This is a genomic window from Hymenobacter negativus (genome assembly GCF_017571495.1).
GTDB classification, from domain to species: Bacteria; Bacteroidota; Bacteroidia; order Cytophagales; family Hymenobacteraceae; genus Hymenobacter; species Hymenobacter negativus.
Window position 1 is genome coordinate 95,121 of the sequence record NZ_JAGETZ010000018.1, and the last position, 25,400, is coordinate 120,520.

Annotated in this window: 17 protein-coding genes; 9 read left to right on the top strand and 8 right to left on the bottom strand. The window is 50.9% G+C overall.

Features of this window, described 5'->3' with window-relative positions; genetic code table 11:
• Together J4E00_RS26180 and J4E00_RS26185 are read left to right on the top strand one after the other, a co-directional pair.
• Positions 1–1,113, top strand: coding sequence for a hypothetical protein (locus J4E00_RS26180; RefSeq protein WP_208178302.1), 1,113 nt, complete (start codon positions 1–3; stop codon positions 1,111–1,113).
• 19 nt (positions 1,114–1,132) lie between these two features.
• A complete protein-coding gene (locus tag J4E00_RS26185; RefSeq protein WP_208178303.1) occupies positions 1,133–2,278 on the top strand; it encodes an outer membrane beta-barrel protein in 1,146 nt (381 codons plus the stop codon).
• A gap of 181 nt (positions 2,279–2,459) precedes the next feature.
• Here the strand turns inward: J4E00_RS26185 and J4E00_RS26190 are convergent, their stop codons facing one another.
• Positions 2,460–3,218, bottom strand: coding sequence for an RNA methyltransferase (locus J4E00_RS26190; protein WP_208178304.1), 759 nt, complete (start codon positions 3,216–3,218; stop codon positions 2,460–2,462).
• A gap of 140 nt (positions 3,219–3,358) precedes the next feature.
• On the opposite strand from J4E00_RS26190, the gene J4E00_RS26195 reads away from it, so the two are divergent.
• A complete protein-coding gene (locus J4E00_RS26195; protein ID WP_208178305.1) occupies positions 3,359–4,810 on the top strand; it encodes a tyrosine-type recombinase/integrase in 1,452 nt (483 codons plus the stop codon).
• Here the strand turns inward: J4E00_RS26195 and J4E00_RS26200 are convergent.
• Entirely contained in the window at positions 4,807–5,472 is a 666-nt protein-coding gene (locus tag J4E00_RS26200) for a helix-turn-helix transcriptional regulator (RefSeq protein ID WP_208178306.1), read from the bottom strand. The genes J4E00_RS26195 and J4E00_RS26200 overlap by 4 nt on opposite strands.
• 205 nt (positions 5,473–5,677) lie before the next feature.
• Between J4E00_RS26200 and J4E00_RS26205 the strand changes: the two genes are divergently transcribed.
• Both J4E00_RS26205 and J4E00_RS26210 read left to right on the top strand, forming a co-directional pair.
• On the top strand, positions 5,678–6,535 hold the full coding sequence (locus J4E00_RS26205; RefSeq protein WP_208178307.1) for a hypothetical protein: 858 nt from the start codon (positions 5,678–5,680) through the stop codon (positions 6,533–6,535).
• Between the two features lie 1,781 nt (positions 6,536–8,316).
• Positions 8,317–8,697: a hypothetical protein gene (locus tag J4E00_RS26210; protein WP_208178308.1), complete on the top strand. Its 381-nt coding sequence runs from the start codon at positions 8,317–8,319 to the stop codon at positions 8,695–8,697.
• A 1-nt stretch (position 8,698) separates the two neighbouring features.
• Here J4E00_RS26210 and J4E00_RS26215 read toward each other — a convergent pair whose 3' ends face one another.
• Both J4E00_RS26215 and J4E00_RS26220 read right to left on the bottom strand, forming a co-directional pair.
• A complete protein-coding gene (locus J4E00_RS26215) occupies positions 8,699–9,016 on the bottom strand; it encodes a nucleoside triphosphate pyrophosphohydrolase (protein ID WP_208178309.1) in 318 nt (105 codons plus the stop codon).
• A 20-nt stretch (positions 9,017–9,036) separates the two neighbouring features.
• Positions 9,037–10,149: an HNH endonuclease domain-containing protein gene (locus J4E00_RS26220; RefSeq protein ID WP_208178310.1), complete on the bottom strand. Its 1,113-nt coding sequence runs from the start codon at positions 10,147–10,149 to the stop codon at positions 9,037–9,039.
• Positions 10,150–10,320: 171 nt separating this feature from the next.
• Here J4E00_RS26220 and dptF point away from each other — a divergent pair, with 171 nt between their 5' ends.
• From dptF to J4E00_RS26240, 4 genes are all read left to right on the top strand, one after another.
• Positions 10,321–12,051, top strand: a complete 1,731-nt coding sequence (gene dptF, locus J4E00_RS26225; protein WP_208178311.1) for a DNA phosphorothioation-dependent restriction protein DptF — start codon at positions 10,321–10,323, stop codon at positions 12,049–12,051.
• A 1-nt stretch (position 12,052) separates the two neighbouring features.
• Entirely contained in the window at positions 12,053–13,459 is a 1,407-nt protein-coding gene (dptG, locus tag J4E00_RS26230) for a DNA phosphorothioation-dependent restriction protein DptG (RefSeq protein ID WP_208178312.1), read from the top strand.
• 7 nt (positions 13,460–13,466) lie between these two features.
• Positions 13,467–18,632, top strand: coding sequence for an FtsK/SpoIIIE domain-containing protein (locus J4E00_RS26235; protein ID WP_208178313.1), 5,166 nt, complete (start codon positions 13,467–13,469; stop codon positions 18,630–18,632).
• A gap of 222 nt (positions 18,633–18,854) precedes the next feature.
• On the top strand, positions 18,855–20,003 hold the full coding sequence (locus J4E00_RS26240; RefSeq protein WP_208178314.1) for a cysteine desulfurase family protein: 1,149 nt from the start codon (positions 18,855–18,857) through the stop codon (positions 20,001–20,003).
• 10 nt (positions 20,004–20,013) lie between these two features.
• Here the strand turns inward: J4E00_RS26240 and J4E00_RS26245 are convergent, their stop codons facing one another.
• From J4E00_RS26245 to dndD, 4 genes are read right to left on the bottom strand one after another with little or no spacing between them, the layout of a single operon-like run.
• Positions 20,014–21,234, bottom strand: coding sequence for a DGQHR domain-containing protein (locus tag J4E00_RS26245; protein WP_208178315.1), 1,221 nt, complete (start codon positions 21,232–21,234; stop codon positions 20,014–20,016).
• On the bottom strand, positions 21,231–21,674 hold the full coding sequence (locus J4E00_RS26250; RefSeq protein ID WP_208178316.1) for a hypothetical protein: 444 nt from the start codon (positions 21,672–21,674) through the stop codon (positions 21,231–21,233). The genes J4E00_RS26245 and J4E00_RS26250 overlap by 4 nt, the downstream gene beginning before the upstream one ends.
• 33 nt (positions 21,675–21,707) lie before the next feature.
• Positions 21,708–23,273, bottom strand: a complete 1,566-nt coding sequence (locus J4E00_RS26255; protein ID WP_208178317.1) for a DndE family protein — start codon at positions 23,271–23,273, stop codon at positions 21,708–21,710.
• A gap of 14 nt (positions 23,274–23,287) precedes the next feature.
• Positions 23,288–25,393, bottom strand: coding sequence for a DNA sulfur modification protein DndD (dndD, locus tag J4E00_RS26260; protein ID WP_208178318.1), 2,106 nt, complete (start codon positions 25,391–25,393; stop codon positions 23,288–23,290).
• Between the last annotated feature and the right edge of the window lie 7 nt (positions 25,394–25,400).

The window sequence follows — 25,400 nt, forward strand, 5'->3', positions numbered from 1 at the left end:
ATGCATCCTGATAACCTTGATGATTTATTCCGCGGCAAGCTCGACGGCCACGAAACGCCGCCCGGCGACGACCTGTGGGCGCGCCTGCAGGCCCAGCCGGCGGCCGAGCCGGCACCCAGCGTGCCCCAGCCGAACGCAGCCGATGCCAAACGCCTCGACCAGCTTTTCCAGACGCGGCTGAATACCCACATCAGCCCGCCCGCCCGCGAATTGTGGGAGCGGTTGGAAGATGAGCACCTGCGCCCCCGCAAGCGCCGCGCTGCCGCCTGGTGGCCCATGGCCATTGCCGCGGCCATTGCGCTGCTGATTACGGCCGGCGGGGCCGGCTTGTGGCTGGGCTTCCCGGCTGGCAAAACGGGTAGAGGCAACGTAGCCGTGCAAAGTGGTAAGGGTTCCTCAACGACGGCAGTTACTTCTACCCCAAATGCCACGTTGCATGCTTCCATTAAGGATGCTTCCATTAATAAGGTAGCCATCGAGGCTGCTCAAGCTGCTACCGATGCCCGCGATACTCAGGAAGCTATAGCCGCAACAACCGCAACCAATACCCCTGAAAACACGGTTTCAGCGCCTATTCAAAAAAATGCAGCGGGCCGGGCAACTTCCGCTTTGGCCTCCGCATCTACCGCATCAAAGGCCAGGAAGTTTGCCGAACGGCAGTCGCCTCGCCACCCGCTGGGAAGCACCCGGCAGCCAGACGTGGCTGCCCCTTCGCCCTCACTCGTGGCCCACACGACGCCCGCCGTTGCTCCCGCCCCGGACCGGAACACCGCCGCTGACGAGCCGCGCCTGAACCCCGCCCCGGCCCCGGTAATAGCCCAAACCAACCCAAACCCGGCCCCGGAAATCGTCCCCGCCGGCACCGTCATCACGGTGGATGTGCGCAACGGGGCTACACCCGCCGCCCGCAACATCCGCACGACCCTCTCGGAAGTAGCTTCGGCCGAAGAAACTACCGAACGGCGCGGCCTGGGTGGGCGCCTGCTTCAGCAGGCTGGCCACCTGGTGCGGGGCGAGCGCCTCAGCCTAGCTGAGGCCACCGGCCTGCCCGAAAACATGACGCTCAAGGCCAACATTGCCGGCCGTCGCGTCAGCAAGTCCATTCAACTCTAACCTCTCTTCTTTAGAAATCATGCAACGCGCTTTTCTCTCCTTCTTTCTGCTGCTCCTGGTGCTGTTGGGCGGGCCCACGGTGGCCCGCGCCACGGCCCTTGCTGCCTCCACGGCTTCCTACAAGGACACCATTGTGGTGCGCCTGCCCAACCAAGCCACCCTCACGCTGGTGGTGCGCGACGCGGCTCAGCTGCGCCAAATGAAAAACTACCAGCTCGACTCGCTCACGTCGCGCCTGGCCAGCTACATCACGCAGGCTGAAAAAGCGGCTCAGGGCTCCAGCACCAACCAGGTAACCCTGCAATTTTACCCTGACAAGGACCAGCCCGGCAAAAACCTGCCCGAGCAAATCCGCATCACCACCCGCAAAAAGGAGGTGAATACCAACCGTGTGGACGTGGTACTGAACAAGGCCTTCGGCGTAACCGTGACGACCGATGAAAAAGGCAACAAGTCCTACAACACCGTGGACGTGAAAACCAAGGAGCAGCGCCAAGCCCACCGCGACTCAGTTCGCATGAAAGATTTGGAGAATCGCAGCACAAAATCGCATCTTATTTTTGACCTGGGCCTGAATACGCTGGTAAACCAGAAAACCGCCGCCGGCCAGTCTGATGTGGACCTGCGCACCGAAGGTTCGCGCTACGTCAACATCGGCCTGGACTGGGACATCCGCCTCGGCGGCAAGCATAGCCCCATGAGCCTGACCGTGGGCCCCGAGTTTGCCTTCAACAACTACATGCTCAACGGCAACCAGCAATGGGTGAACGAGAACGGCCGCACCAGCATCATCCTGAACCGCGAAGGCCGGCAGTACCAGAAAACCAAGTTGGCCACATCGAGCATCAACCTGCCCCTGATGCTGCGCCTGCAGCTGCACGACTCCCACTACAAGCCCACGTTCACCATCGGGGCGGGCGGTTTTGTGGGCTACCGCCTCAAGTCCTGGACCAAGGTGAAATACACCAGCGAGGGCACCACCTACAAGGACCACGAAGAAGGCAGCTACAACATGGAAAACTTCCAGTATGGCCTGCAAGCCACCATCGGCTACCGCGACCTGGAGTTCTTCGGCAAATACAACATGAATCCCCTCTTCAAAACCAACGCTGGCCCCGATACCCAAGTACTGAGCTTCGGCCTGCGGCTGGTCGGGATTAACTAAGCGGTTGTCATTTCGAGTGCAGCAATCCATCTTTTCCGCACCCAGCGCCCTGAAATGTAAAAAGCCCCGACTCTGATTTGAGTTGGGGCTTTTTACGTTATAGCATGCCTTCGTCCCTTCACCAGGGCAATGCAATGAACTGGATAGATTGCTGCGCCAGGCTCGCAGTAACAAAAAGCAACTACTGATTTCGAAAAAAATTGTCCAGTAAAATCGCGGCTGAAATGGCCACGTTCAGGCTTTCGGCCTGGCCACCCGCGCCGTGCGGGATGTGCAACTTGCGCGTGAGGGCCGCCGCCACGCCCGACGTGAGGCCATGCGACTCGGAGCCCATCACCAACACGCCGCTCGGGTGCAGGGTGAGGCGGTGCACATTGTCGCCTTCCAAATCGGCGCCGAAGATGCCGGTGGCGGGCGGCAGCGTGGGCAGCCACTCGGTGAGGTCGCGTTCCCAAACGCACACGCGGGCAAAGGCACCCATGCTGGCAGCTACGGTTTTGGGGGCATAGGCATCAGCGCAGCCGGGGCTGAGCACCACGCCGGGCAGGCCGTACCAGTCGGCCAGACGCAACAGGGTGCCGAGGTTGCCGGGGTCACGCACTTCGTCGAGGGCGAGCAACAAACCGGTTTCCGGGAGCGTTAGGGGCAGTGGCTGCTCGGTGGGCAGGCGGGCTATGGCCAGGGCGGTGGTGTTGGTAGCCAGCGTGCCAAGCTGGGTGAGTTCGGCTTCGGTGGCGAGGGTGAGCGGCAGCCGGGCGGGCAGGTGGGCACGGTTTTGGTCAGCAAATTCAGCCGTGACCAGCAAGTGTTCGGTTTCCAGGTCGGAACTTAGCAGCTCCAACACGCTTTTGCCACCTTCGACCAGAAACGCCCCGTACCTTTGTCTGTATTTCTTCGTATGTAACTGGCTTATAGACTTTTGAAGTGCTTTCGATACCATGCGCTGGGTGTGGTTAAGTACGGCAAAAACCCGTCAGATACCAATTCTCTGACCTTTGTCTTACCTTTCGGAAAAAACCACCTATTTCAGCCGTGTTTTCCGCTGCCCAAAGGTAGCGGGCCGCACGACTGGTCTGACCGATGGCTTCGCTCCGCTTCTATCTTGACAGCGTTCTGAAAGGACGCGACACCCGCGCCGTGTTCCTGCGCTACAAAACGCCCGAGGGCACGGCCACCTTCTACCCCGATGAGCCCGGCGTCTATGTGCCGACCGCCAAGTGGGACGGCAAGGCCCAGCGCGTAAAGGGCACCGGCCTCGAAGCCCAGAAACTCAACAACACGCTCAAGGCCCTGCGCGAGCGCGTGGAAGAAACCCTGAAGCAGCTGCGCGAGGGCTACCCGTTGGGCTATGACCCGGCGCCGTCGGTGGTGCGCGAACTGCTGCGCGTGCCGGCCACCCGGGCGACCGGCAAGACCAGCCCCAATGCCGGCGCTGACCTGCCCACCAATCCACACCAGTTGAGCCTGCCCCAGCTGGTGCGCTACATGCTGGTGCTGCGGGCCAACGAGCTCAGCGATGAAACGTGCAAGCTCTTTGCCCAGGTGGCTGACCGCCTCGACGAGTATGCCGAGCGCCAGAAGCCTGCGCATGCCTGGCACTTGGCGCGCATCATGCCCTCGCATCTGGAAGAGTGGCGCCAGTGGCTGGTGAGCAGTGCCCGCGTGGGCCTGCCCACCAAGGGCAAGGGCCGCGCTAAGGCCATGGGCAACGTGACGGCCAACAACCGCGTGGGGCTGCTGCAGGCCTGCGTGAATTACTTCCGCGACCAGGATGCCTTCTTTCGGCGCGTCTTCACCGAGGACCACCTGCTGGTGCTGGGCCGGGAGTTCAAAACCACCAGCCGCGTGCGCCAGTCGCTGAGCAAGGATGAGCTGGTTGCTTTCTACCGCGCCCCGCTCCCACCCAAAAGCAAGGCCAGCGATGCGCTGCTGCGCGACATCTACGTGCTGGGCTGGTGCACGTCGTTGCGCCAGTCCGACTTGTTGGGCATCCAGCGCGTGCACATTATATGGAGCACCGGTGAGAACCCGCAGCCCATCGCCCTCGACACCACCTCCATCAAAACCTTGTCGGCCACCAAGCTCCCGTTAAATGCGCTGGCGCGTGAGATTGTGCTGCGCTGGCTTGACCGCGACCGGCCCGAGATTGCGCCGGCTACGGTCTGGGGGCGGCACCTGGCCCGCTACCGCTGGCCCGCCGACAACTTGTTCCCCTTTGTGGGCAATCGGCGCCGCACCGTCCTGCAGCGCCTCTGGCAGCGCATGCAACTGTTCAGCGAGCCCGTTGAAGTGGTCACGCTCATCGGTGCCAAACAGGTAAGAACAACTGTGCCGCGCTATACGCTGCTGACGCTGCATACGGCACGGCACGGGTTTGGTAACCACATGGCTGCCAAGAACGTCCCCATTGAGGACACCAAGCTATTGATGGGTCACGCCAGCTCCAAGACTACAGAGATTTACTACCATCGGCCAGAAGTAGAAGCCTTTACTCGGGCCCAACAGGCTCTAGACAGCATGCTGAACGATTAACGGCTTTGGCTAGCATGTAATTGGCGCAACTGTTCTAGCAGTTGATTTTCCCGCCGCAGGCGCGCCAATTCTTCATTGAAGTCGCGCAGGTCCCAGGTACCCGTGCCGTCAATCAGCCATTCGTAACTCACTTTGAGCTTTTGGTGAATGTTGCGCACCTGCGCCACGCTCACGTTGCTCTGGTTGGATTCAATCCGCTGCAGGTGCCCGGCACTGATGCCAGTCATGTTGGCCATTTCGCGCAAAGAGAAGCGCAGCTCTTTTCGCAGCCACTTCAAGCGGGCATTGACTTCTGCGTCCATGCGCGAGCCTGTGGCCCCATGACCGGCGCCATCGGGGCGAGCCACTGCGACAAAAGGGACCACTTCCCGCTCCGGCACGTCCAATGCCTGGGCCCACGCCACGAGTTGCGAGGCCAGAATTATCCGGGTCCCGTTCTCCCACGCCGTCACGATGGAATAGGTGTACCCGAGCATGCGGCTCAACTCCAACTGCGTCAGTTTCGGCTTGTGGGCGAGCCGATAGGACTTGATAAACTCCCGCAACCGCGTCGCCGCTGGGTCGGCGGCCCACGCTGTTAGGGCGGTAGTGGCGTCAATCGAAGGCGGGGTTGGCGCTGCTAGGAACGCAGTCCCACCAGCAGGGACAGGCTGTTCATTCATAATCATATGTTTTGAGGAAGGCACCGGCCAAAGCTAATGTGCTAAACACAGCAACAAATATAAGACAGCAAAATAAAAATTGCCATTACTTGCGTACAAAATATCACTCTTATAATTTTACTCTATCAACTTGCTCTTACCACTACCTAGTTTACCGGTTGGTGCATTTAAAACCTCAATCCTTCGCTTCATTTGCCTCCCAACTATGCAGTTTTTCTTCCCCTACTTTCAACTGGAGGGTACCACGCCACTGGCCAGGCTTTTTAACGCGTACCTAGAGGAACTACAAACCCACGCTGTGGCCATTGACCCAGGCCTCGTGACCATGCACGAACTGCATATGGGCCTGTTTAAAAGTGCCAATGGGCCAGTGGGCCAGATGACTTCGTTGGCTGAAGAATATCTGAGCTTATCCATCCTTCAGGGCTCGCTCAAGGCCATACACAAACAGGTGTTGGGAGCTGTGGAAACCTTGGAGCAGTTTTTCTCTCAATACGCTGGAAACCTTACGCACTACGCCGTTGCCAACCGTTTGGCCAGCATTGAACGCGACGGCAGCAACGACGACAGCGACTTTGTTGGGTTGCCGGACACACAGGAAGGCCAAGTGTGGGCGGTCGCTTACAAAGACGACTCCGAGAGCTTGGCCCCCTACTCGCTAAAGGCCGATCTGCGGCAGTTCTTTGGAGAGGAAGGCACCCGCGGGGAATTTCTGGGCCGGTCCGACGCGGCGGACTTCTATCCGTGGACCGAGGCGGTCGCTCAGGCAAGCGAATTCAGTACACGCAACCTGTTTGCGCATACGGGCGTTGAGGTGCCATTCTCGCGGTTGGACGCGGATGGAAACCAACAGACGCTGCAATTGGCGGACCATATTGAGGACGAAATCAACCAAGATATCCGCAATGGCACATTGGTAGAGCATTTTAATCACGCGCTGAACCTCCTTTCCGAGGCGGCGCGGCGATTCCACGCCATGGCGGAATCGGCTGAGGATTCAACACCTTACAGAGGGATACTAGCGCTGCTCAAAGAAGTACGAGACTTAGACTTCCTAGAGTAATCCCAAATAAGCATGTGACCACATTGATACCATGGTCGTTCATTAAACTTGAATAGGCACGAAAAAAATTTGCGTGCATTTTGTTCGCAAATATAAAATGTATAACTTTGTTCTGCTGCTGTGTTGGCAGCCTTACGATAACGCTTCACAATAGTGGGCTGTGCCCCCACTGGTTGGGATTATATTTGAAGCGCTGGATTAAGAAAGGCCTTTTGCCGTGTGGGCCTTAACTAGAATGGAGCCGCTGCCTAAACCGCTTCTAAAAACCCCGTTACTACGCCGCCGGTTTGGTCTCCGGTGCATCTCCGTAGTGGCTGGTATTGGCTTGTAATTCCGCTTAGTTCGTTTGTTTAAGTGCCTTGTGCGCCGCCCTCGAAACAGCGCCTTAATTATGTCGCGCACGCGCGAAGACCGGGTGGTGGCGGGGGCGGGCGGGTAATGATACTCATGCTACTATCCCTAGGAATTGCCGAACTCACGCGTACTTGGTGGAAGATGGGCTGCTTACAAATTTTAAAAAATTTGTAAGCTAAGCGTTAACCCATACACATATATACCCCCCCTTCCGCAAACGCGAAATCGAAATCCTACTGATTTTTCTTGCCCGAATCGGCCAGTCCAATGTCAGGACTGGCCCAATCTTACCTTCTACGCTTAAATAGTTTAACCTCCTTCATTTTGGATGCTATCTTTGTAAATATGGGGTCATGTTGCGTCGAAAAGGCAGTCGCTCATAACGTAAGGCCGTTCGTAGTCAAGCTTATTGCGATTTTACTTGCTTGACAATTTGCTGCGCCAGCCCGCCTGCCTCTTTTGAGGAAAGACCACTTTTGGGCCATCCTTTCAGCGTAGGATTAGGAGGAGTATTCCGGCGCGATGGATGAAGCATACCGCTTTTAGCCACGCTCAATTCTAGGGGCGCTTATGATAGTTATCTGAACACTCTACTTCACGCGCCCATAGTTACTTAAAGGTTATTCTACTTCACTACTTAAGCTCCTTCTTCAATCCCAAATCTTGGTCCTTGTTCACCAGCGAATAGATTGACTAGGCACCCCCAAGTTTGGGGATATCCAGTCGCTCATGTCTTCCATCTTATTCGGTTACTGCCAGTACGACAAGCGGTAGCGCAATGCTGCATCCTACTTTATTATTGGGATGAACACGACGGCTTATTACTATGCGGTGGTGGCGCACACGGACGGGGACAGCATTGTCACCTCCACTACCTGGTACAAGCGGCGCATCATCACGGCGACGCCTAGCACGGAGAAACTTGCGTTGGCGATGTTTCCGAACACCACGGCGGGTACAGAGCAACGTTGTCGTAATTCCTGACGGTGGCGGGGGCTGTTCGCGCCGGTAGGACGGCGCATGGTGGGTCTAGCGGCTGGGAACAGCAAACTACTGTACCGGATACGCTGGCGGTGCTGGCGTTGGCACCGCCAGCGTATCCGGTTCGCTTGGAGCATGAGGGCGAGAGTGCTTAACAGAAACTGGCAGTGTAGTAATAAGCTAATAATCAAGCCCCTTACTTTGGCACGATGAATAGACTTGTTGAACCACCTAAGAAACCCATGCAAGCCGGAAAAATGGTCCACAATCTTTCGCGAGTAAAACCAGCCTTGCTGAAAATACAGCAGAATGACAAAGTGTATTACCCGCTGATACAGGCAATTACAACTCTGGGCCCGGAGGTCAAGCCTCGTACTGGCAAGGCTATTTAACAGTAGCTTGGCATCAGCGCGACAGTTTACCGGCGGTGGCTTGACGCGCTTTACATGGATTTCCTGACGCTTATCGCCACCGATGCAGATGTGCTGCAGTTCCGCGATGTAAAACACATATTCTATACGGGAGGAAAAGGCGATAATGCGGAGGTACGCTGCCGGCTGGCGGTAACGCCGCAGGTCGGCGAAGCAGTCGACTTATTTTTTAATTGCCTATGCCAACGAAGAAACGTCCGCGTCAACAACGTGACGCATCAGCACTTACAGTACAAAGCCCTGGTTCTTATAACGCTGCGGCCAAGCTACTATGATGCTCATTTTACGCATTTACTCGCCCGGGCCTGGTTCGAAAATAAGTGGCCACTCGAGGCCTGGGAACCGAGTAATTACGCGCAAAAGGAGCTGCTGCGAAAGATTTACCCGAAGGGATAAATTAGTATTCTACCCATTCAAGTTGGATGCATTTGTCAAAGCCGCCGCGGGTCTGCCGGCGCAATTCCTGAACTTGTCGTACCTGAGCCATAGTGAGTTGATGGGCGGTAAGAATGGTATCGAAAACTTCCAACACGTCAGCCAGCTCGGTGAGAAGCTCGTCGTCTAGAGCAGTCTGGACTTCCTCAGCTTCTTCGACGAGCTTAGCTAGCAGGGCAACCCGGAAATCCGGTTCTGATAGAGTCGTAGTGCGACATTGGCGTCCTTCCTCGGCAATAATGGCGGGAATGCGGTCGCGAACTAATTTGGGATATGACATAGCAGAGTATCGGAGCAGATTCAATAGATATTCCCGGCTGACGTTTTATACTCGAATGGGTAAGTGAAACCCAAGTTCTGGGCAGTTTGGAGTTGTGGTAACACGAGTTGTTGTAAGCGGTCGCGAAACCAGCTAAAGGGCTGCTTCTGCAAGAAATTTAAGTCTTGCGCGAAAACAATATGGTAATCTTCCAGTAGCTTTTCGTTGCCGCGTGAAACATGGTATTGGAAGCCGTCGAACTGCAGCTTAGCATAAGCATCAAAATACAGTTTGAACGAAGGCAACCAGTCATTCTTGGCTGAGTTAACGCTTTTAGGAGTAGGAATGATATTCCACAGTTGGTCGTGAGCGACATATGACCATGGCAGAAAATGGTCAAGGCTCAGATTAGCCAAGGTGAGAAGTTCGCCAGAATAAATACAGGCCTGACCTGGCTCTGTAGCTATGTATTCCTTCCAGAACTTTCCCGCAGTGCCCAAAACACGGGCTGCGGGTTTTAGCAACTTTTCGCTCAACCCAATTACGTTTGGGTTGTGCTTCTGTAGAAATCGCACTAAGTGCCAGTAAGCGAAGCCGCGCAGAATGTAACTATGCTGTCGCAGGTAGTCCGCCCAACTATCATGGACTTCAATTGCGTCCTTTATGAATCGGTACGGAGTTTGTGTGCTTGTGGCGGCCAGTTCAGCAATTCGGCCATTGACTTTGTATTCTGGCAACCCCCGGGTTTCTGAAGCAAAGAAAGGACGTATGAATCGGTAGGGAACCCAGCGCAATAGCTCTCCCACTTGCTTATAAAGTATTTCCAGCTCGCTGGATGAAAGTGCTAGCTTGAGTTGATTAAACAAATCTGGTGCAGTAGGCCGATTATCAACCGTCAAATGCCTCGAAATGGCATCTGCAATAGGCCGAAACCCATCCTGCTTGCCGAAGGAGAGCTTGAAATAATCGAGCGGGTACCACACACCTGCTACCATTCGGAGAGACAGCTCGCGAAGAGTGATGCGATTGTCAGGGCTTGCTTCCAAACTCTCGAGTATGGCAAGCAACCAGTAAAACTTGTATGAGTTAGTAGTATCCCCAAAAACAGCGTTGAGTTTGGCTATGTCTAATCGGGCATCTCCGGGGAGCGGCATGTCAAACATCTTGTTTGTCTGAGTTGGGTTTCAGCATACCTTTAGCTAGTGTAAGCAGGCCTTAGAGTAAAAGGCGAAGCTTAAACATACGCACTTCAGACCCTATCAAAAAGGGTAGCAACCCCATAGGCGGGCTTTCTACCGCAGACCTTCTACCCTTGCCCGCGCTATATGAGCCTTAAAAGTCTACTCGACACCCTACGAATTTCATCAAAGGAAGCCATTGTGAACGGCGACAGTGCCACGACAGGGGATTTAAAAAACTACCTGCACGTCAAACGGCCCGTGGAAGACCGCCTGAGTTCGATTATTTCCCAGGCGAGTACCCAAAGCAAGCCCAGACTGATTTTCGTCATCGGCAATGTGGGCGATGGCAAGTCACACCTCATGTCCAAGATGTGGGAAACCCATGCCGCGGAACTGGGCGGATACACTTTGCACAATGATGCCACCGAGAGCAATGACATCAACAAGACCTATATAGAAACGCTCTCTGAAGTCCTGGTTGCTTATAGCGATACACAACTCAGGGAGCCTTCGAATACCTCAAAGACGATAGTTGCAATAAACCTAGGCACCTTAGCTAACTTCCTAGCTGCAAAAGGAGACCTTTTCACCATACTGGCCGAGTATATTGAGAAGAATAATATTATGCAAGAGGGCGGGTCGATAGCAGAAACTGAAAGTGACTATTTTAGTTTTATAAACCTCGCTGATTATCATATTTTCTCCTTAACTAAAGAAGGTGCCAAAGCTGACATTTTGTTGGAGCTATTAGATAAGATAACAAAGCCAAGCAAGAACAACCCGTTTTATCATGCTTATCAGGAAACATATGCGTCAAACGAAAAGCTTACCCATTGCCCTATTAAATACAATTTCGATTTAGTATCCAACAAGAAGGTGCAAGAGTCACTTTCGAAGCTGATAATATCTATACTTATAAAGGACAAAGCCATCATCTCAATCAGGCAACTGCTGAATTGGATTTATGATATTCTCGTCGCGCCCAGATTTGCTAACCTTCCCTATGACAAAGTAATAGACCTATTAGATGACGTTTCTGGCAAGCACCAGTTCCATCACGACATATTACCTTCTCTCCTTTTCGACAATGCTGGCACTTCGAATATTCTAAAGCTTATAAGCAAGTATGACCCGATAAAAGAGAGCAATGAAGAGCTTGATAAGTTAATAACCACACTAGGAAAGACCCGAGCTCCGCTCAAGCATTTCATTAACGAGGGCTTAGTTCAAGGCCATTCGCGGTTAACCGCTTCAATAGAGACTGTTGATGTACAAGAGCGTATCAAGCTGTTTGTCCGGCTCAACTACCTACTGCAGAGTAATGCAGACTTGATTGACAAGGATGAGAGTTTCACAGAGTACAATCGAATTCTGTACAGCTACCATTCTGGAGACAAAGCAGGGCTTAAACCGCTTTACAACAACATGATGAATGCGATTTACCGCTGGAATGGGACAACCAAGGACAGTGGCAAGTCAGTGAATATTGGTGTAGGCAAGGACCAAACGGCCTATAAGATTACTCACGAGCTCGTTTTGGAGTTTAGCCCGGCTGTACAAAGTCAAAACAATACACCGTCGATATACCGATTCGTAAAATTTGCCCCTATTTCGTTTAAAATAAAAAACGACATTACTGTTTTTGACACAACCGTAGATTATAATCTTTATAAGCTGGCGGTGGACATGAACAAAGGCTACCGCGTCAACTTAGTAGACAAACGGGAGCATCTTGATTTTTCAACCTTTGTGGACCGGATTAGCAATCATCAATCTTCGACTAAGGACTTAACCATTCAGGTTTACCGGGGCCAAATACAAGAAACGTACACCCTGAAGTACGATGCAGGCTTTGATGCCTTCCAATTCGAATAATATGCCAAATATCAGATTCGACCTGGAAGAGGTCACGAAACGCATGCTCACCAAAGAGGGCACTTTTCAGCACAACACCGGCAACCGGGCCAAGCTTTTTCCCTTTACTGCCAATGACGCCAAAGTCTTTAAGATGGAATATGACTTGGTCGACTTTGGAGGAATAGCAGCTGCCTGTTACCGCGAATGCGCAGCGCTTTCGCATAAGTCCAATTTCAACAAGGATGAATTTATTCGGCATGCTTGCTTGAAAGCTGACGCACAGAACCCTGCGGCCTTAACCGACATTATAGAAAAAGTAGCATTCGATGAAAGTGGCCGGCTGTACGCGTACGACACCGAAGTGTATGCTTATCTGAACTTTGCATACCCTATTGAGGCACTTACAAGTATTGCAAGGTATATCACGTCTCTGCTATTTGACGATGAGCTTAAGGCAGCGTTTCGAACCATGGCGGGAGGCGATTCCCAAAACCTACTTTACAAACTACTCTCTTCCTCCTTCCCTCCCATTGTCGAGGAACTGAAAAAGGATGAGCAGTTCTACATGCCTTCGGAAGCTATTAAAGCCAAATTCAAAGAGGATTTTAACTTTTTAATAGCTAACAAGCAGAAATATAAATTCGTCGACTATTTTCCGACACTGATTAAATTTTATTTTTTCCGATTTGTAACCGATATAAGCCTAGAGCTGAATTCATTTATTACACAAGCTAAAAGGCCTACTATATTTTTCTCACTGGACTGGGAAAAGCTTCAAGCTTCGCGTCCGGCTTCTAACAATGGGTGGAAGCTATTTGACGCCATGTTAGACTCAATGTTTATACATGCTAATACCTTTGAGCTTCTCAGTTACATAGACATGCCAATCGCCCGCACTGGCTATAATGAAATAGAAGCGTTCGTGAAACAGTCAGCTGAAGCTGATAATAAGCAGCTAGCGAATGTCATCGACCAAGTCACTTCGTTCTATAGGGAGAAGAACCCCCAGGTTGAGTGGGCCAGTCTACCGCTGAGCCATAATGATGTTGCGAGAACGCCTGTTCAAAAGGCCATCAATAATCTTTGGAAATCCATAGAATATCAGTTTACAACAACAAAGAAGCGCCAGTTAAGAGCTTACAAGCACCTGTTCGTTCAATTTGCCAAATTTAACTTCGGCAAGAAAAGAGGACCGAATGGCTATTCGCTAAGCCTCAAGCACGCTGACGTGCTATTCCTTACCACCCTGTGCATAGGTGCCCAAGACAAGGTTCGCTTGAAAGACCTCCGAAAGGAGTTTGAAGACCGAGGCGTATTCCTTGACGGCATATCCTGGACCCATTTGATTGACTATTACGAAAAGGTGAATATGCTTGAGAAGAAGAGCGATAGTGGCGATGGGCAATATGTTAAGCACCTGAACTAGTATACCCATGCACAACGCAAGTTTTTTTGAATATACAGCTGGGGTTATACTAGACTTTTTCGCAAATGCGGATATCCTGGCAGGCGACCATTACCAAGTCGCCTTTGAACATCGTGAGGAGGTCCTCGGCCAGCAAGCAGGCTTACTGGCAAAAGCGCTCGAGTCCGCGGAGGTCAAGGTCGGCACGTTCTCCTATCAGAATTATGAGACGCTGAAGCTTATCTACAAGGGCTGTGACCTAATAATTGCAACAAGTGATAATGTGGAGGGGGACTACCTCACGGCCCTCAGAAACCGGGTTGTGGACCAAAGTATCCCGGAGTTTAAAGGCGTAGCGGCGTTGTTCATCCACAACACCTCATTGGACAGCATTATCGGAGGTTGCAAAAGCCTCATGGATGCCGGCATGCCTCTTAACTACCAGGCCCTTCGACAGCACATTACCGCAAATGCGGCAAAATCGACGAGCTTAAAGGGGTACGAAAAGGTTATTTTATCGGAATCGCTGAATCGGCTTGGGGTTGAAGCCGACGATAGTTACAACCTTTTTGACTTTGAGGCCTACTTCTCCATTTTGGAACACGGCACTATTTCCTTGAAGGACTATGCAGCTTTGGGTTTATTCCCGGACCAGGAGCTTGCCAATACCACCAAGGATGCAGAGATAAAGAAGAGACTGCAGAAAAACGAAGAATGGTACACTGAGATAAATAACGGCTTTCAGTATGGAAGCCTCGACACTGTCTTAGATAAGCACTTTAGCGCCGCTGGTGTAAGCAAAATAACCAAGAACGAGGACCATTGGAAAGAGACCGACTTCGTTGACTTGGTAAAGTGGAACGCTGATAAAAACAAGGTCATCATTCCTCTTATCCTAGACGATAAGGGGGAAACAGAAGATAAGCTCGTATGCTGGAGTAAGGTTGAGGGTGACACTGCAGCGCAAAAGAAGCGGCGTCACATCATCATTTTTAATCCCGAGGGCAAGGAGGTTATCTCCCATTCCATCGATTTTAGTGCAAAGCTTAAAGATGGAACTCCCAAATCAACTGTTATAAATTGTAGTACAGCACTACAAGTAGTCCACAAGTCTATACTCTTCGAATGCAAGGTCCAAAATCCTAATGAATTAGCTTATTCTAAAATAACGTATAAGCACAAGAATTACACCTTTGTCTTTTTCATCCTAATCCTACCAATTGAGCACACCTTAATTGAAGGGCTTAAACCGCACTATCTAATCAAGGAGGCCAAGAAAAGTATTCACTTAGCGCTTGACACCGAAGTGCTCAACTTGAGGCAGGGGTGGCCCCCACTGCTGGTGCAGGACTTAGAACCGGGTACAGAATATCCTTTTTCTACCGAACCTGATGCATTCGTTGAAGTCAAGGAAAGCTCCTACGAATTTGACCAAGAGCTCAAAGAAATCAATCTGGCCTTTGAAGGCGTAGTCCTTCCGGCACGCATAACCACTCATGCGAATCGGGCGAAAGAGATATCAGGCCTGGACGTGTGGAACCTGAAGCGAGTACATTCTGAGTCTTTCAGAACCTATGTGTCGGAGTCTAATGCTGGGAACGAAACCATCATTATCACCCAAGGAACCCACAAGTATTATCCAGTAGCCGCCTTTAGAAATAATCTTAAGCTAGAAGAGCAGCTAATCCAGTCGTCGGCTCCGGCGCACTACCTGTTACTTGATGGGACGTTGGAAGTGCGGGACTCTATACCGGAGGAAGACCCCATCTACCAGGCTTACCAGAGTATTGTCACCTACTTTGTCCGCCAGGACTTACTTCCGAGCCTAGCATTTATTGATGATGAGCTAGCCAACCTGTATGCCACCTACGTTGAGGCCTTTATAGACCGGCTCCAGCGGCTAGAAGATAATAGCGCCGTCAGCAAGAGCGATAAGAAGCTACTCTACATTGGAACGGTCCAAGAGCTGATGGGAGAGCGAATGCTCATATGCACGCCGCTGCACCCTCTAAATATTGCTTATCAGCTAGCGATAAGAAATGAGGTACAACATCAGTCCTTGCCGAAATACTTGCTGAGCAAGTTTTCCCCGGCCAACCTTCTTCCTTTCATCAAGGTGGATGTTAAGGGTCGGAACTCAAATTATCTGTACTATCAGACCCTTAGCCAGAGCCATTCACCCGAATGGCAATACTACTATTCCGACGAAATAAGCAAGCACTCGACTCGTGACTTCATACCGCGTCTGGTATTGGAGAAAATTGAGCAGTTCATCACTCACTTCTCGGTGTTGTTCGTTGATAACAAGCCTGTACTAAAAATCAATGTCATCAACCAGGGCGACTGCCGTGAAGTGCTGCAGGGCATACTGGATTATTATGCCAAATTCTTAAGCAAAAGCGCCAAGAATGGCATTGAACACGCCTTAGCCATAAGGGTCAATATCTATGGCTCGACCGATTACTCCACGAAGTTCGAGGAGATAACCTTGTGGAATAACTCCAACTTCATCGAAAAGGAGATTGGGGTAAAGTTGAATGTTGCTACCGATACGGTCACGGATTTGCTAGAAGCCTTCAATACCAAGGTTTCGTTTTTCAAGCTTGAGGATGAACAGTACGCATACTCTCATCTTTCCTTCTATGAATTCGACCCTAGCGAGGTAAAAAAGTCACATTACAGCTCTGATAACATTCCAACCGGCATTAGTCTGGATGGCCTGCTGTCGGACGTTCCCTCCGTGCATGAAGCAGACTCTTACCGAACGGGGTTTGGCACGAAGCATATATCGTCTAAACGAGGCCTATTATCGTCTTTGGCCTCCTTATATAATGCGTATGCCACCGTTGCAGTTACTGAAGACCCATTTTCGCAGGGCGTAACCAACGCTTTGGTGGTGAGCAAGAACTCACGCAGCACCTTTGAAAAGGTAGCTTACTCCTCACTATGGGTCACCTTCATCAACCCACGGGTTGACCTAAGCTTTTTCAAGAACTACAAGGACGTAGTTATCATACACTACAGCGACCAGTATAATAACGCTAGCGGATATGACGCTATCACTATAACCAGCAAGTGGGAACCCTATCGGGCAACCATTTTGGAGTCTCTACAAGCAGAAGGCGTTGAAGCGAACCGGCTAGACATCGTTCACATTATTAACATGTTTAACGCTGTCAATGGGAACTGGTTGCTTCACATGCATGATGCTACCGCTACGGGTGACCACTCTAAACTGGAAAAGCTTAGCTTGCTAAGTGCGGTCAAAACGTCTTTGGCCATTTTCCATCACGAGAACATCACCTGGATACCTATCTCGCTAGAAGAAGTCCTGCGCATTTCACGCCCAATCGGACTAACGCAAGCGGAGGGCCTCTTTTCCGTAAAGAACCTGGAGGGGCAAGGGAAATTCACCGATGACATCCTCTTAATCGGCCTAGAGCAGAAGGAGCATCAACTATTGATGACCCTATATCCGCTGGAGGTTAAAATTGGGAATAATGACGCCGGCGTTGAGCGCAAAGCGCTAGAACAAGGCAGAAAGACCTTGGAGCTTCTGAACAACTATCTTGTTGAGGACACAAGCTTCACGGCAAAAATCTACCGCAACTTCTTTGCAAAACTTGCCCTCATAGGGGCAGAGAAATATGCGCTGTATGAAGTATGGCCAGCTTACCAGGAGAAGTGGCTGAAAGTAGCGGAGTGGCGCAAAGAGCTGCTCAACGACCAGTTTGTGGTCAGCACCCACCTACACGAGTATATCGGTGATTTTGCCGTCCTTAAGTATACCTGGAACGAGGAGTTCATGGCGGGCTCGCTGCGATACGAAGACGATGCATGCATCATTGAACTACTTAAGCAGGATGCCCTTGATTATATCACTGAAAGCATCGATGACTTAATGGTGCGGTTTCAGGAAGGCAACGTGCACACTATAGAAGCACGACAGCTCTTGTCTAGCAAGTACCAACCTCACAAAGCTGCTCAACCCGAAATACGTCCACATGCTACACCACAGGAAGTTGCTGTTGAGATGGAAGCACCTCCCCTTCCTAAGGTTGAACATAAGGCAGCGGTGGCCACGAACAACAAGCTAGTATTTGATAAGATTAATAAACAAGAAATCTTAGCCATATACGAGGCAGTTTACAGTAAACTGACTGCGATTAACGTTGCAATTAAAAAGGATATAGCCTCGGAAATCAACTTCCTGGAGGGGCCTGCATTCTATAAGCTCGAGGTTCGTCCGCAACCTAGCACGACCTTTAAGAAAATAGTAAATGCAGGCCAGGAGTTGAACATTGCCCTCAAGCTGAATGCTGGCCAGCAGGTGCGGGTTTTCCAAGACAAGGGCAAGGTGTGGGTAGAAGTGCCGAAGCAGGACAACCAAAAGGTGGTCGTGACGACCGCGCATGTATGGGGAGGTTTTTCTAAATCGGATGACTTTGAAATCCCGTTCGGGATGGATGTTGATGGCAATGTTATTAACATCAACTTCTCCTCTTCGAACTCTCCCCACCTTCTACTAGCAGGAACCACGGGCTCGGGTAAGTCTGTGGTGCTTGATACCCTTATAAGGGGCGCAGCACAGCTTTATGAGCCGACGGAGTTGAACATGTTTTTGATTGACCCCAAAGGCAATGAGCTCATTGATTTTGAAGGCTTACCTCACGTGCCTCAGCCCAATGGGACCACCTCGTCTGATGCCATTGCTTTATTGGAGCGCTGCGTACAGGAAATGGATGCTCGATACCTAGCTTTCGTGGGTAAGGAGTTGCGCGCAACCCATAACAGAGCTGCTAAAGACATTGTGCAGTACAACCACATGGTTGCTGACTCGGGTAAGACGATACCACGCTGGCTAGTGGTACTTGACGAGTACTCCGACTTGCTGGACGAAGACCCTAGCAATAAACCCATTATTGAAACGCTCTTGCGACGATTAGCGCAGAAAGCTAGGGCAGCTGGGATTCATGTTATCCTAGCAACCCAGAAGCCGTTAGCTACCATTGTGAGCTCTGTTATTAGAGCTAACCTACCGGCGGTAATAGCACTGAAGGTGCGGACAGCTGGAGACAGTAGAGTCATACTCGATGACAGTGGAGCTGAAACCCTTGCCGGCCGAGGAGACTCTCTTTTCAAGAACGGCGCGGGGGACCTGGTTAGGGTCCAATGTGCTATCCATGTGCATTAGAAAGTTATCAAAAAGCGGCCCAATCAATCGATTGGGCCGCTTTTATGTTCATTGCATACCTGGTGTGATAGAAACGTGGTAAATGAAACACTTAATAAGTACGCTACCCTCCACTGGCGACATAACACGTGAGCATCATAGCTGTACGCTCATTGAAAACAGCACAGATTCTTGACTCCTACTAGACTGCCTTCGGTACCTTTACGGAATAGACTAGCTGCCATGATTTATCTCGATAACAACGCCACTACACGTCTTGACCCTAGGGTATTAGAGGCAATGATGCCCTTTCTGACTGAGGAGTACGCCAATGCGGCCAGTACCCACCCGTTTGGCTTGCGGGCCCACGAAGCGGTGAAAACAGCGCGACAGCAAGTAGCTCAGTTGCTGGGCTGTGAACAGCAAGAGCTGGTTTTTACCTCCGGCGCGACCGAGGCCATCAACTTGGCGATAAAAGGCGTGGCTGAGAACTATGTCAGCCGGGGCAAGCATATCATCACGGTACAAACGGAGCACACCGCCGTACTCGACGTGTGCCGTTACCTCGAAACCCGGGGCTACGAAGTAACCTATCTGCCCGTACAGCCCGATGGCTTGCTCGACCTCACCACCCTACAACAAGCTCTGCGCCCCGATACCATCCTGGTATCGGTGATGCTAGTGAACAACGAAACGGGCGTCATTCAGCCCATCCAGGAAATTGCAGCCCTCGCGCACGCCGCCGGGGCACTGTTCATGACCGATGCCACCCAGGCCGTAGGCAAAATGCCGATTGACGTAGAAGACCTCGGCATAGACTTGCTCACTTGCTCGGGCCACAAGCTCTACGGCCCCAAAGGCATTGGGGCCCTCTACGTGCGCCAACGCAAGCCGCGCCGGGTGAAGTTGGAGGCGCTTCTCCACGGCGGCGGACACGAGCGGGGCTGGCGCAGCGGCACGCTCAACGTGCCTGGCATCGTGGGGCTGGGCCACGCCGCCGAGCTGTGCTACCAAAGCATGAAGGAAGAAGCTGCCCGCATCGGGGCGCTGCGCGATGAACTGGAAGTCCGCCTGCTCGCCATCCCCGGCACCCGCGTAAACGGCAACCGTGACCACCGTCTCTACAACACTACCAACATCCTCTTTGAGGGCTGCGACTCCGATGCTATGATTATGGGCTTGGAAGGTATTGCTGTTTCCAATGGCTCTGCCTGTACGGCCGCTTCTATGGACCCGTCGCATGTGCTGTTAGGAATGGGGCTAAATGAAACGGAGGCATTTTCATGCCTCCGTTTTAGCTTAGGAAAATTCACTTCCTCTCAAGACGTATCACATACATTTATCAAAATCAAAAGTTTAGTAGGTATGTTAAGAAGCTACATTGCGCTCTAAACGATACTGCTTATTGCTTTGGTGAGAGTAAGCGAGCAATGTTATCAAACTCATTCGGCCTTTTGTCAATTGTCTCTTGTTCAATCATGCCATTTGCGTAGAGAAGAAGATTTCGAATTCTTGAGCGACCTACCCCAGATGCTTGGAAAAAGTTGTCATTAAAATCAACATCCTTAACTCTTGCAAGCATGTCCGGAAGGTTTGCACTACTTCTGTTAATCAATACTTTTCTAAGAAAATCAAAAAGAGCTTGAACACCAACCGTTTTTTGTATATAGCTTGGTGAAAGCGCTGACTTCCATAACAGGCTTTTCACAAAAGAGAAGAAATCTCTTGTGGTTTCGTATATAGCTGCGTCGTTTTCATTAATAAACTCCTTTCGCAAAGGCGATGTATCAGGAAATCTCTCTAGTTGAGACCTGTCTCTTCCAAACCATACTCTGTATAGCTGCATCTCTACTCGGTCTCGCTTAGGATTGGATGTAATCAAAGACAAAATTCCTTCTACAATTGTAGCTGTAGAAACAAACCAGTTTGAAGTAGACGTATCTACCAAATAGAAATTAGAATCTTTAGGCGCAAGCTTAATATGAGCAAAAAAAGGAGAATTAGTATCAGAATTCAATCTCCTGCTTAAAAAAACCGCTAACTTCTCGGGAGTCCAAGACTTTTCGGGTTCATCACCGATATTAAAGCCAAACTGCTCAAACGCGAGGCTTTTATCAACACGCTTTTGATTAGAATTTATAGTTGCAAAAAGCTGGGCTTGATAAGAATTAGGCAAGTCAAAATAGACAGAGCAAAGCAGTTCAACAGAGCTTCTATCTGGGTCGGCAAACTTGAATGCTTTAAGTCTATGCTGCCCATCTACGATTGCTGCTAATGGGGTATCAGTCGGAATTATTATACATTTTCCTTTATCAGTATCTTCAATCCGCCAACGGACTTTGGGGTCTTCTGTATTTACTCCTTCTTCAGGCAAATAATTGCACGCTAGAATAATAGCGTTCGGAAACGCCATTTCTGCGGTATTTATGTATTTGGCAACATCTTCTAGCCTCTTGACGTCCAGTTTGCGTTGGCTTCCAATTAGCTCTCTATTCTCATTGCGGTATTGCAATTCTTCTGCAAAAGCAATTTTCAGTAAATCAGAAGCTTTTATTTTAAATACATAAAATGAGGCTAGTGGTTGGACCACTTCCAAAACGGGTAACTCTAAGAAGTTCATCATTTCCCTGTGGATAATGCTCGGCCAGGTTCTCCACCTGTTTCAGCAGTGCCGGTTCGTTCGAAATTGGGATTTCCTTCATTTGCTGACCACCATACGAACCACGAGGCCACCATGCCGGCGATTCCTACCATCAGTGCCAAATAATCTTGATTTTTATTATAAAACCTATTCAAGACTAGAAATGAACCTACCGAGAGAATAAGAACGATTACTACGTTTACAAACAAATTTCCTATATTATCACGGTTCATTTTTTTATACTTCGAAAGAAATATATCGAAGCATCCAGCAAAAACAATAGGCAGATAATATGTACCTAGATTTGCAGGGAGACTATGCAAATCGACACCTCCATTGGTGTCATGCTGCTGACAAGCAGGCAACCAGACTCCCATAGAGCCTATAAAGACAATGGCGAAAGCAAAGTATTTCCACTTCATGGAGCGTTAATTCATTTCGATTTTTATTTATTTCTAATACTGTTCTACTTCAAATAATTCACCGCGCTTAAACTCCTCCACATTCGCCACGGCTTGCCCCTTCTGAATCTTGCTCATGCTTTGTCCCAGCAAGTTGGCTTCGGAATCGCCTAAGCCCAGGAAGCGGGACATGGGCTTGAGATTCAGAAGGTCGTTAACATCCAGCAGGACGGCGTTGGCACACATGCTGGAGAAGTCGAAAGTGGACTGGTTGAATTCTTCAATGCCCTGCGAGAGCAGCACTGCGGCCACCCCTTTCGAGCGTGTTTCGCGGAGCATCCGTTCGAGCAAGTCTTGCACCTTCCTGTCTTTGAAAAGTCCCTGTGCCTCGTTAATGACTAACACATAACGCATGGCCTGCACACCGTTTGTGACGGGTGCATTCTCCATGTTCATGAAAGTGTTGTAGAGGTAGTAGATGGTCAGGAAGGTAGACGTGAGGTGGATGGTCTTATCCACGTCGCCGGGAAGGCTAAAGTAATAGTTCTGATTAATAAAACTATTCTTGGTATCCGCCTTACTTGCAAATAGCTCATTGCTGCTCAGGCTACGCAGGATTTCAGTGAGCGAATCAGCCTTGCTTCCGTTGGCATCGGTCAAGCAGTCACTGACATCACGCATAGATGGGTAAGCACCACCTTTCTTGCGCGCAAAAGCCTCCTTTGTAGCATCTTTTAGCTGCTGGGTCTGGGTTGCTCCCATCCGCGGTGCATAGGACGTGACAATATCCACGAACTTACTGATGCCCTTAAGCCGATTCTTCTCGTTCACGTTGTCGATGAACATGAGCGGATTGAATGGGAACGGCTTCTCAAGCGCATTTATGAGCATTGTTTTAGTGCGGTCGAAGAACGGCTGCATGGCCTTTGCATCGTCACTCCTTAGCCCCTTGAGGTCGAGGTACAGGAAGTTGATACTACCAGCTGATGTCTCAGTCAACTGGCTTAGGATGGACTTCGCAAATTCAGTTCGTTCAGCCGTTGAACCACCAGCAACGGCTATGTGCGGATTAGCATGAACGTTGGTGTCGTTCAACACTACTTGAATGGGCGTGCGGGCCTCGTCAAGCGAATAGCCAAACCGCAGGGTGACAGGGCCAGTGAAATGCTTTTTAGCGGGGGTTGGGTTTTTGTCGTTGATAATCGCACCAGCTGTCACATCCACAAGGGCCTCTGAGCCGCGTTCGATGTGGTCAATGAGAAAGTCGAGGCCAGTGTAGCTTTTGTTATCGGTGAAGAGTTTATTCAGCTTCTCCAGCCCGTCATCGACATGCATTTTGAGATACCGAGGCAAGTCTATGCTCTCTTTGTGAATGCCATAGTGTTGGCAAACCAGCGCTACGTAGAAGGCCTTGTTGGCGCCAAAAAGGGTTTCCTCTCTATACTCTTTGCCCTTGCTATCGCGAATGTTGCTCAGGTCGAGCCGGGCGCCACCGGAGATGGAAAAGGTTAGTGCGATGCGCGAAATGACGTTTTCGGACTGGCCCTGCGGGAACATGCGCTTGGTCAGCTCCGAGACCACGGTCTTGTTGGCCTCGGAGGTTCTGATATTGAGTACCACTGCGGATAGGAAACTTAAGAATGATAGAGAGTCGAGTACCGCTCAAAGAGCTGGTCAGGGGCCACTTCTTCGAACCCGGACTCGTCGGAGTCTTTGTTCACGATGAGGTAGGACTTCGCCACACGAGGTAACAGCAAAGCATACTCACGGGCTGACAGCTCCTTATTGATAAGCGGGAACAGAATCACCTGGTCGGCAATGCTCGGGTAGAAGTGCTTGACGATGTTCTCGGCGTGCTGGTCATCAAACTTCTGCATGGGGGAGTCGATGAAGACTGGGAAGTCGAAATCAGACTCTTCCACCAAGCCGTAGAGCAGTGCCGTTGCGTAGAGCTGCTGCTCCCCTTTTGAGAGGCCTTCTTTCAGGATTATCTCGCCGCGCTTGTTGTAGAGTTCGATTTCAATGAGGTCGCCCATGATGCGAACCTCTACGTTATGAACAAAGCCCTTTTTGTGCATGAGCATCTTAAGGCCCCGTAGAATCTGGTTTTCCAGGGACTTCTTCTTGCGCTCTTTGTAGAGGTTGATATAGTCCCGCAGACGTTGGGAAAGAGCTTCCGTGAGCACATCTTTCTCCTTGTCTTGGTCGGAAGACTTTAACTTCTTGCGCAAATCCTCCAGCTGCTTCTCCATCTGGACGATGCTGTTGCTGAAGGCGCTATTTTCATATTCTAGCGCTCCTATCTGCTCGCCTAGGCGCTCCACTTCCTCATCCAACTCACGCTTACGCTCCCGGTCCGCTTTCACCACCGCGTCTTCGCCCAACGACTGGGAATCAGAGATGCGGCGCTTGACCTGGCTTAACTCGTTGCGAACCGAATTGTATTCGAAGTGCAGGCGCTTGAACTGTTCGCGGAATGAAAGACGCAGGTTGTCGACCAGTGCCTGTAGTTGGGCGCGTTCGGATTCGGTAAGGTCGTGCAGGAGGCGAAAGTCCGAGGGGAATTCCGGGGCATCGGCGAAGAAGTGGCGCTTAATAAGCATGCGGAAAGCATCACTATACAAGCTGTGGATGCTGCCATCCACCTCCTTACCGACCTTGCTTACCTCCGCTGCCAAGTCACTGAGCATCTTTTCCTCGATGCTGGCGGCATTGTCCTGTTTGTACCGAACCTCTTTGAACTCGGCCTCTTGCTTGACTTGCTCCACCACCTCGCTGAGTTTGCTGGCGGCAATAGCGAAGGGCACCAACTCATAAGACTTCCCTAGTTCAGCTTGTACCTCGGATAGGCGAGCTTCCAAAGCAGCGGCGGACGTACGCAGTGCTTCCAGTTCCTCTAGCGTTATCAGGTTGCCAAACCGAATGAGCCGCTTCTGAATCTCGTCCGAGTCAAAGCGTAGGGCGATGCGCCTATCCTTCAGCTCCTCAATTTGCTGCCTGTTGGCTTCGATGAGCTGCTGTAGCCTGCTGGTTTCCGCATCAAGCGTGCTGATGACCTCACGTTCCTTGGCGTTGGCCGTACGAGCACGCAAACGGAACTGAGTTTCCTCAATCTCACTCTTGGTGTCTTCGTATTTCTTAATGCCCAGAATTTCGGAGTAGGCACGGCTAAGCTTCTTCCGTTGCTCGTTGGTGTTGACCTCTGCCAGGCTGACAATTTTCTCGGCGTCGAAGAAGAAGAACTTGGCGATTTCAATGGGCAGTAGGTAGTCGCGAATGAAGTGCTCCTCCCCTCGCGCCTTTTCGTCACTAAGCCCCCGAATCAGCTCGTTCTCAAATCCGTCAATGAGGATTTCGAGCTCTTCGGTAGCCGTTTTGGTGTTGTAAGTGCGCTTAATTGAGATTTCGCTGCACGTCAATGCCGGGATGATGGCGTCCGTGAGCGTGAGCTTGACCGAGAACGTAGGGTCTTCTTCTGCTTTGGCTTGGCGGTTTAGGCTAGTAACAATGTACTTTTTGTAACCGCCCTTTTCATCGATTTCTCGCTTGTAAAGGTCATCTACCTCATGCATCTGCTGGCCATAGAGGCACCAGACCAAGGACATGAGGAAAGTTGTTTTACCAAAACCGTTTTTACCACTGATGACATAGATGTTCTGACCTTCCTTTTGGGAAAGGTCAACGGTGTTATGCCCGCGGTAAATGCGGAAATTGTTTAACTCAATGGTTTTGATAATCATTAGTACA

What these genes read in the sequence shown, in the direction of transcription:
- J4E00_RS26180 (WP_208178302.1), top strand. Translation starts at nt 1, where the DNA reads ATGCATCCTGATAACCTTGATGATTTATTCCGCGGCAAGCTCGACGGC.
- J4E00_RS26185 (WP_208178303.1), top strand. Translation starts at nt 1,133, where the DNA reads ATGCAACGCGCTTTTCTCTCCTTCTTTCTGCTGCTCCTGGTGCTGTTG.
- J4E00_RS26190 (WP_208178304.1), bottom strand. Translation starts at nt 3,218, where the DNA reads ATGGTATCGAAAGCACTTCAAAAGTCTATAAGCCAGTTACATACGAAG.
- J4E00_RS26195 (WP_208178305.1), top strand. Translation starts at nt 3,359, where the DNA reads ATGGCTTCGCTCCGCTTCTATCTTGACAGCGTTCTGAAAGGACGCGAC.
- J4E00_RS26200 (WP_208178306.1), bottom strand. Translation starts at nt 5,472, where the DNA reads ATGAATGAACAGCCTGTCCCTGCTGGTGGGACTGCGTTCCTAGCAGCG.
- J4E00_RS26205 (WP_208178307.1), top strand. Translation starts at nt 5,678, where the DNA reads ATGCAGTTTTTCTTCCCCTACTTTCAACTGGAGGGTACCACGCCACTG.
- J4E00_RS26210 (WP_208178308.1), top strand. Translation starts at nt 8,317, where the DNA reads ATGGATTTCCTGACGCTTATCGCCACCGATGCAGATGTGCTGCAGTTC.
- J4E00_RS26215 (WP_208178309.1), bottom strand. Translation starts at nt 9,016, where the DNA reads ATGTCATATCCCAAATTAGTTCGCGACCGCATTCCCGCCATTATTGCC.
- J4E00_RS26220 (WP_208178310.1), bottom strand. Translation starts at nt 10,149, where the DNA reads ATGCCGCTCCCCGGAGATGCCCGATTAGACATAGCCAAACTCAACGCT.
- dptF (WP_208178311.1), top strand. Translation starts at nt 10,321, where the DNA reads ATGAGCCTTAAAAGTCTACTCGACACCCTACGAATTTCATCAAAGGAA.
- dptG (WP_208178312.1), top strand. Translation starts at nt 12,053, where the DNA reads ATGCCAAATATCAGATTCGACCTGGAAGAGGTCACGAAACGCATGCTC.
- J4E00_RS26235 (WP_208178313.1), top strand. Translation starts at nt 13,467, where the DNA reads ATGCACAACGCAAGTTTTTTTGAATATACAGCTGGGGTTATACTAGAC.
- J4E00_RS26240 (WP_208178314.1), top strand. Translation starts at nt 18,855, where the DNA reads ATGATTTATCTCGATAACAACGCCACTACACGTCTTGACCCTAGGGTA.
- J4E00_RS26245 (WP_208178315.1), bottom strand. Translation starts at nt 21,234, where the DNA reads ATGATGAACTTCTTAGAGTTACCCGTTTTGGAAGTGGTCCAACCACTA.
- J4E00_RS26250 (WP_208178316.1), bottom strand. Translation starts at nt 21,674, where the DNA reads ATGAAGTGGAAATACTTTGCTTTCGCCATTGTCTTTATAGGCTCTATG.
- dndD (WP_208178318.1), bottom strand. Translation starts at nt 25,393, where the DNA reads ATGATTATCAAAACCATTGAGTTAAACAATTTCCGCATTTACCGCGGG.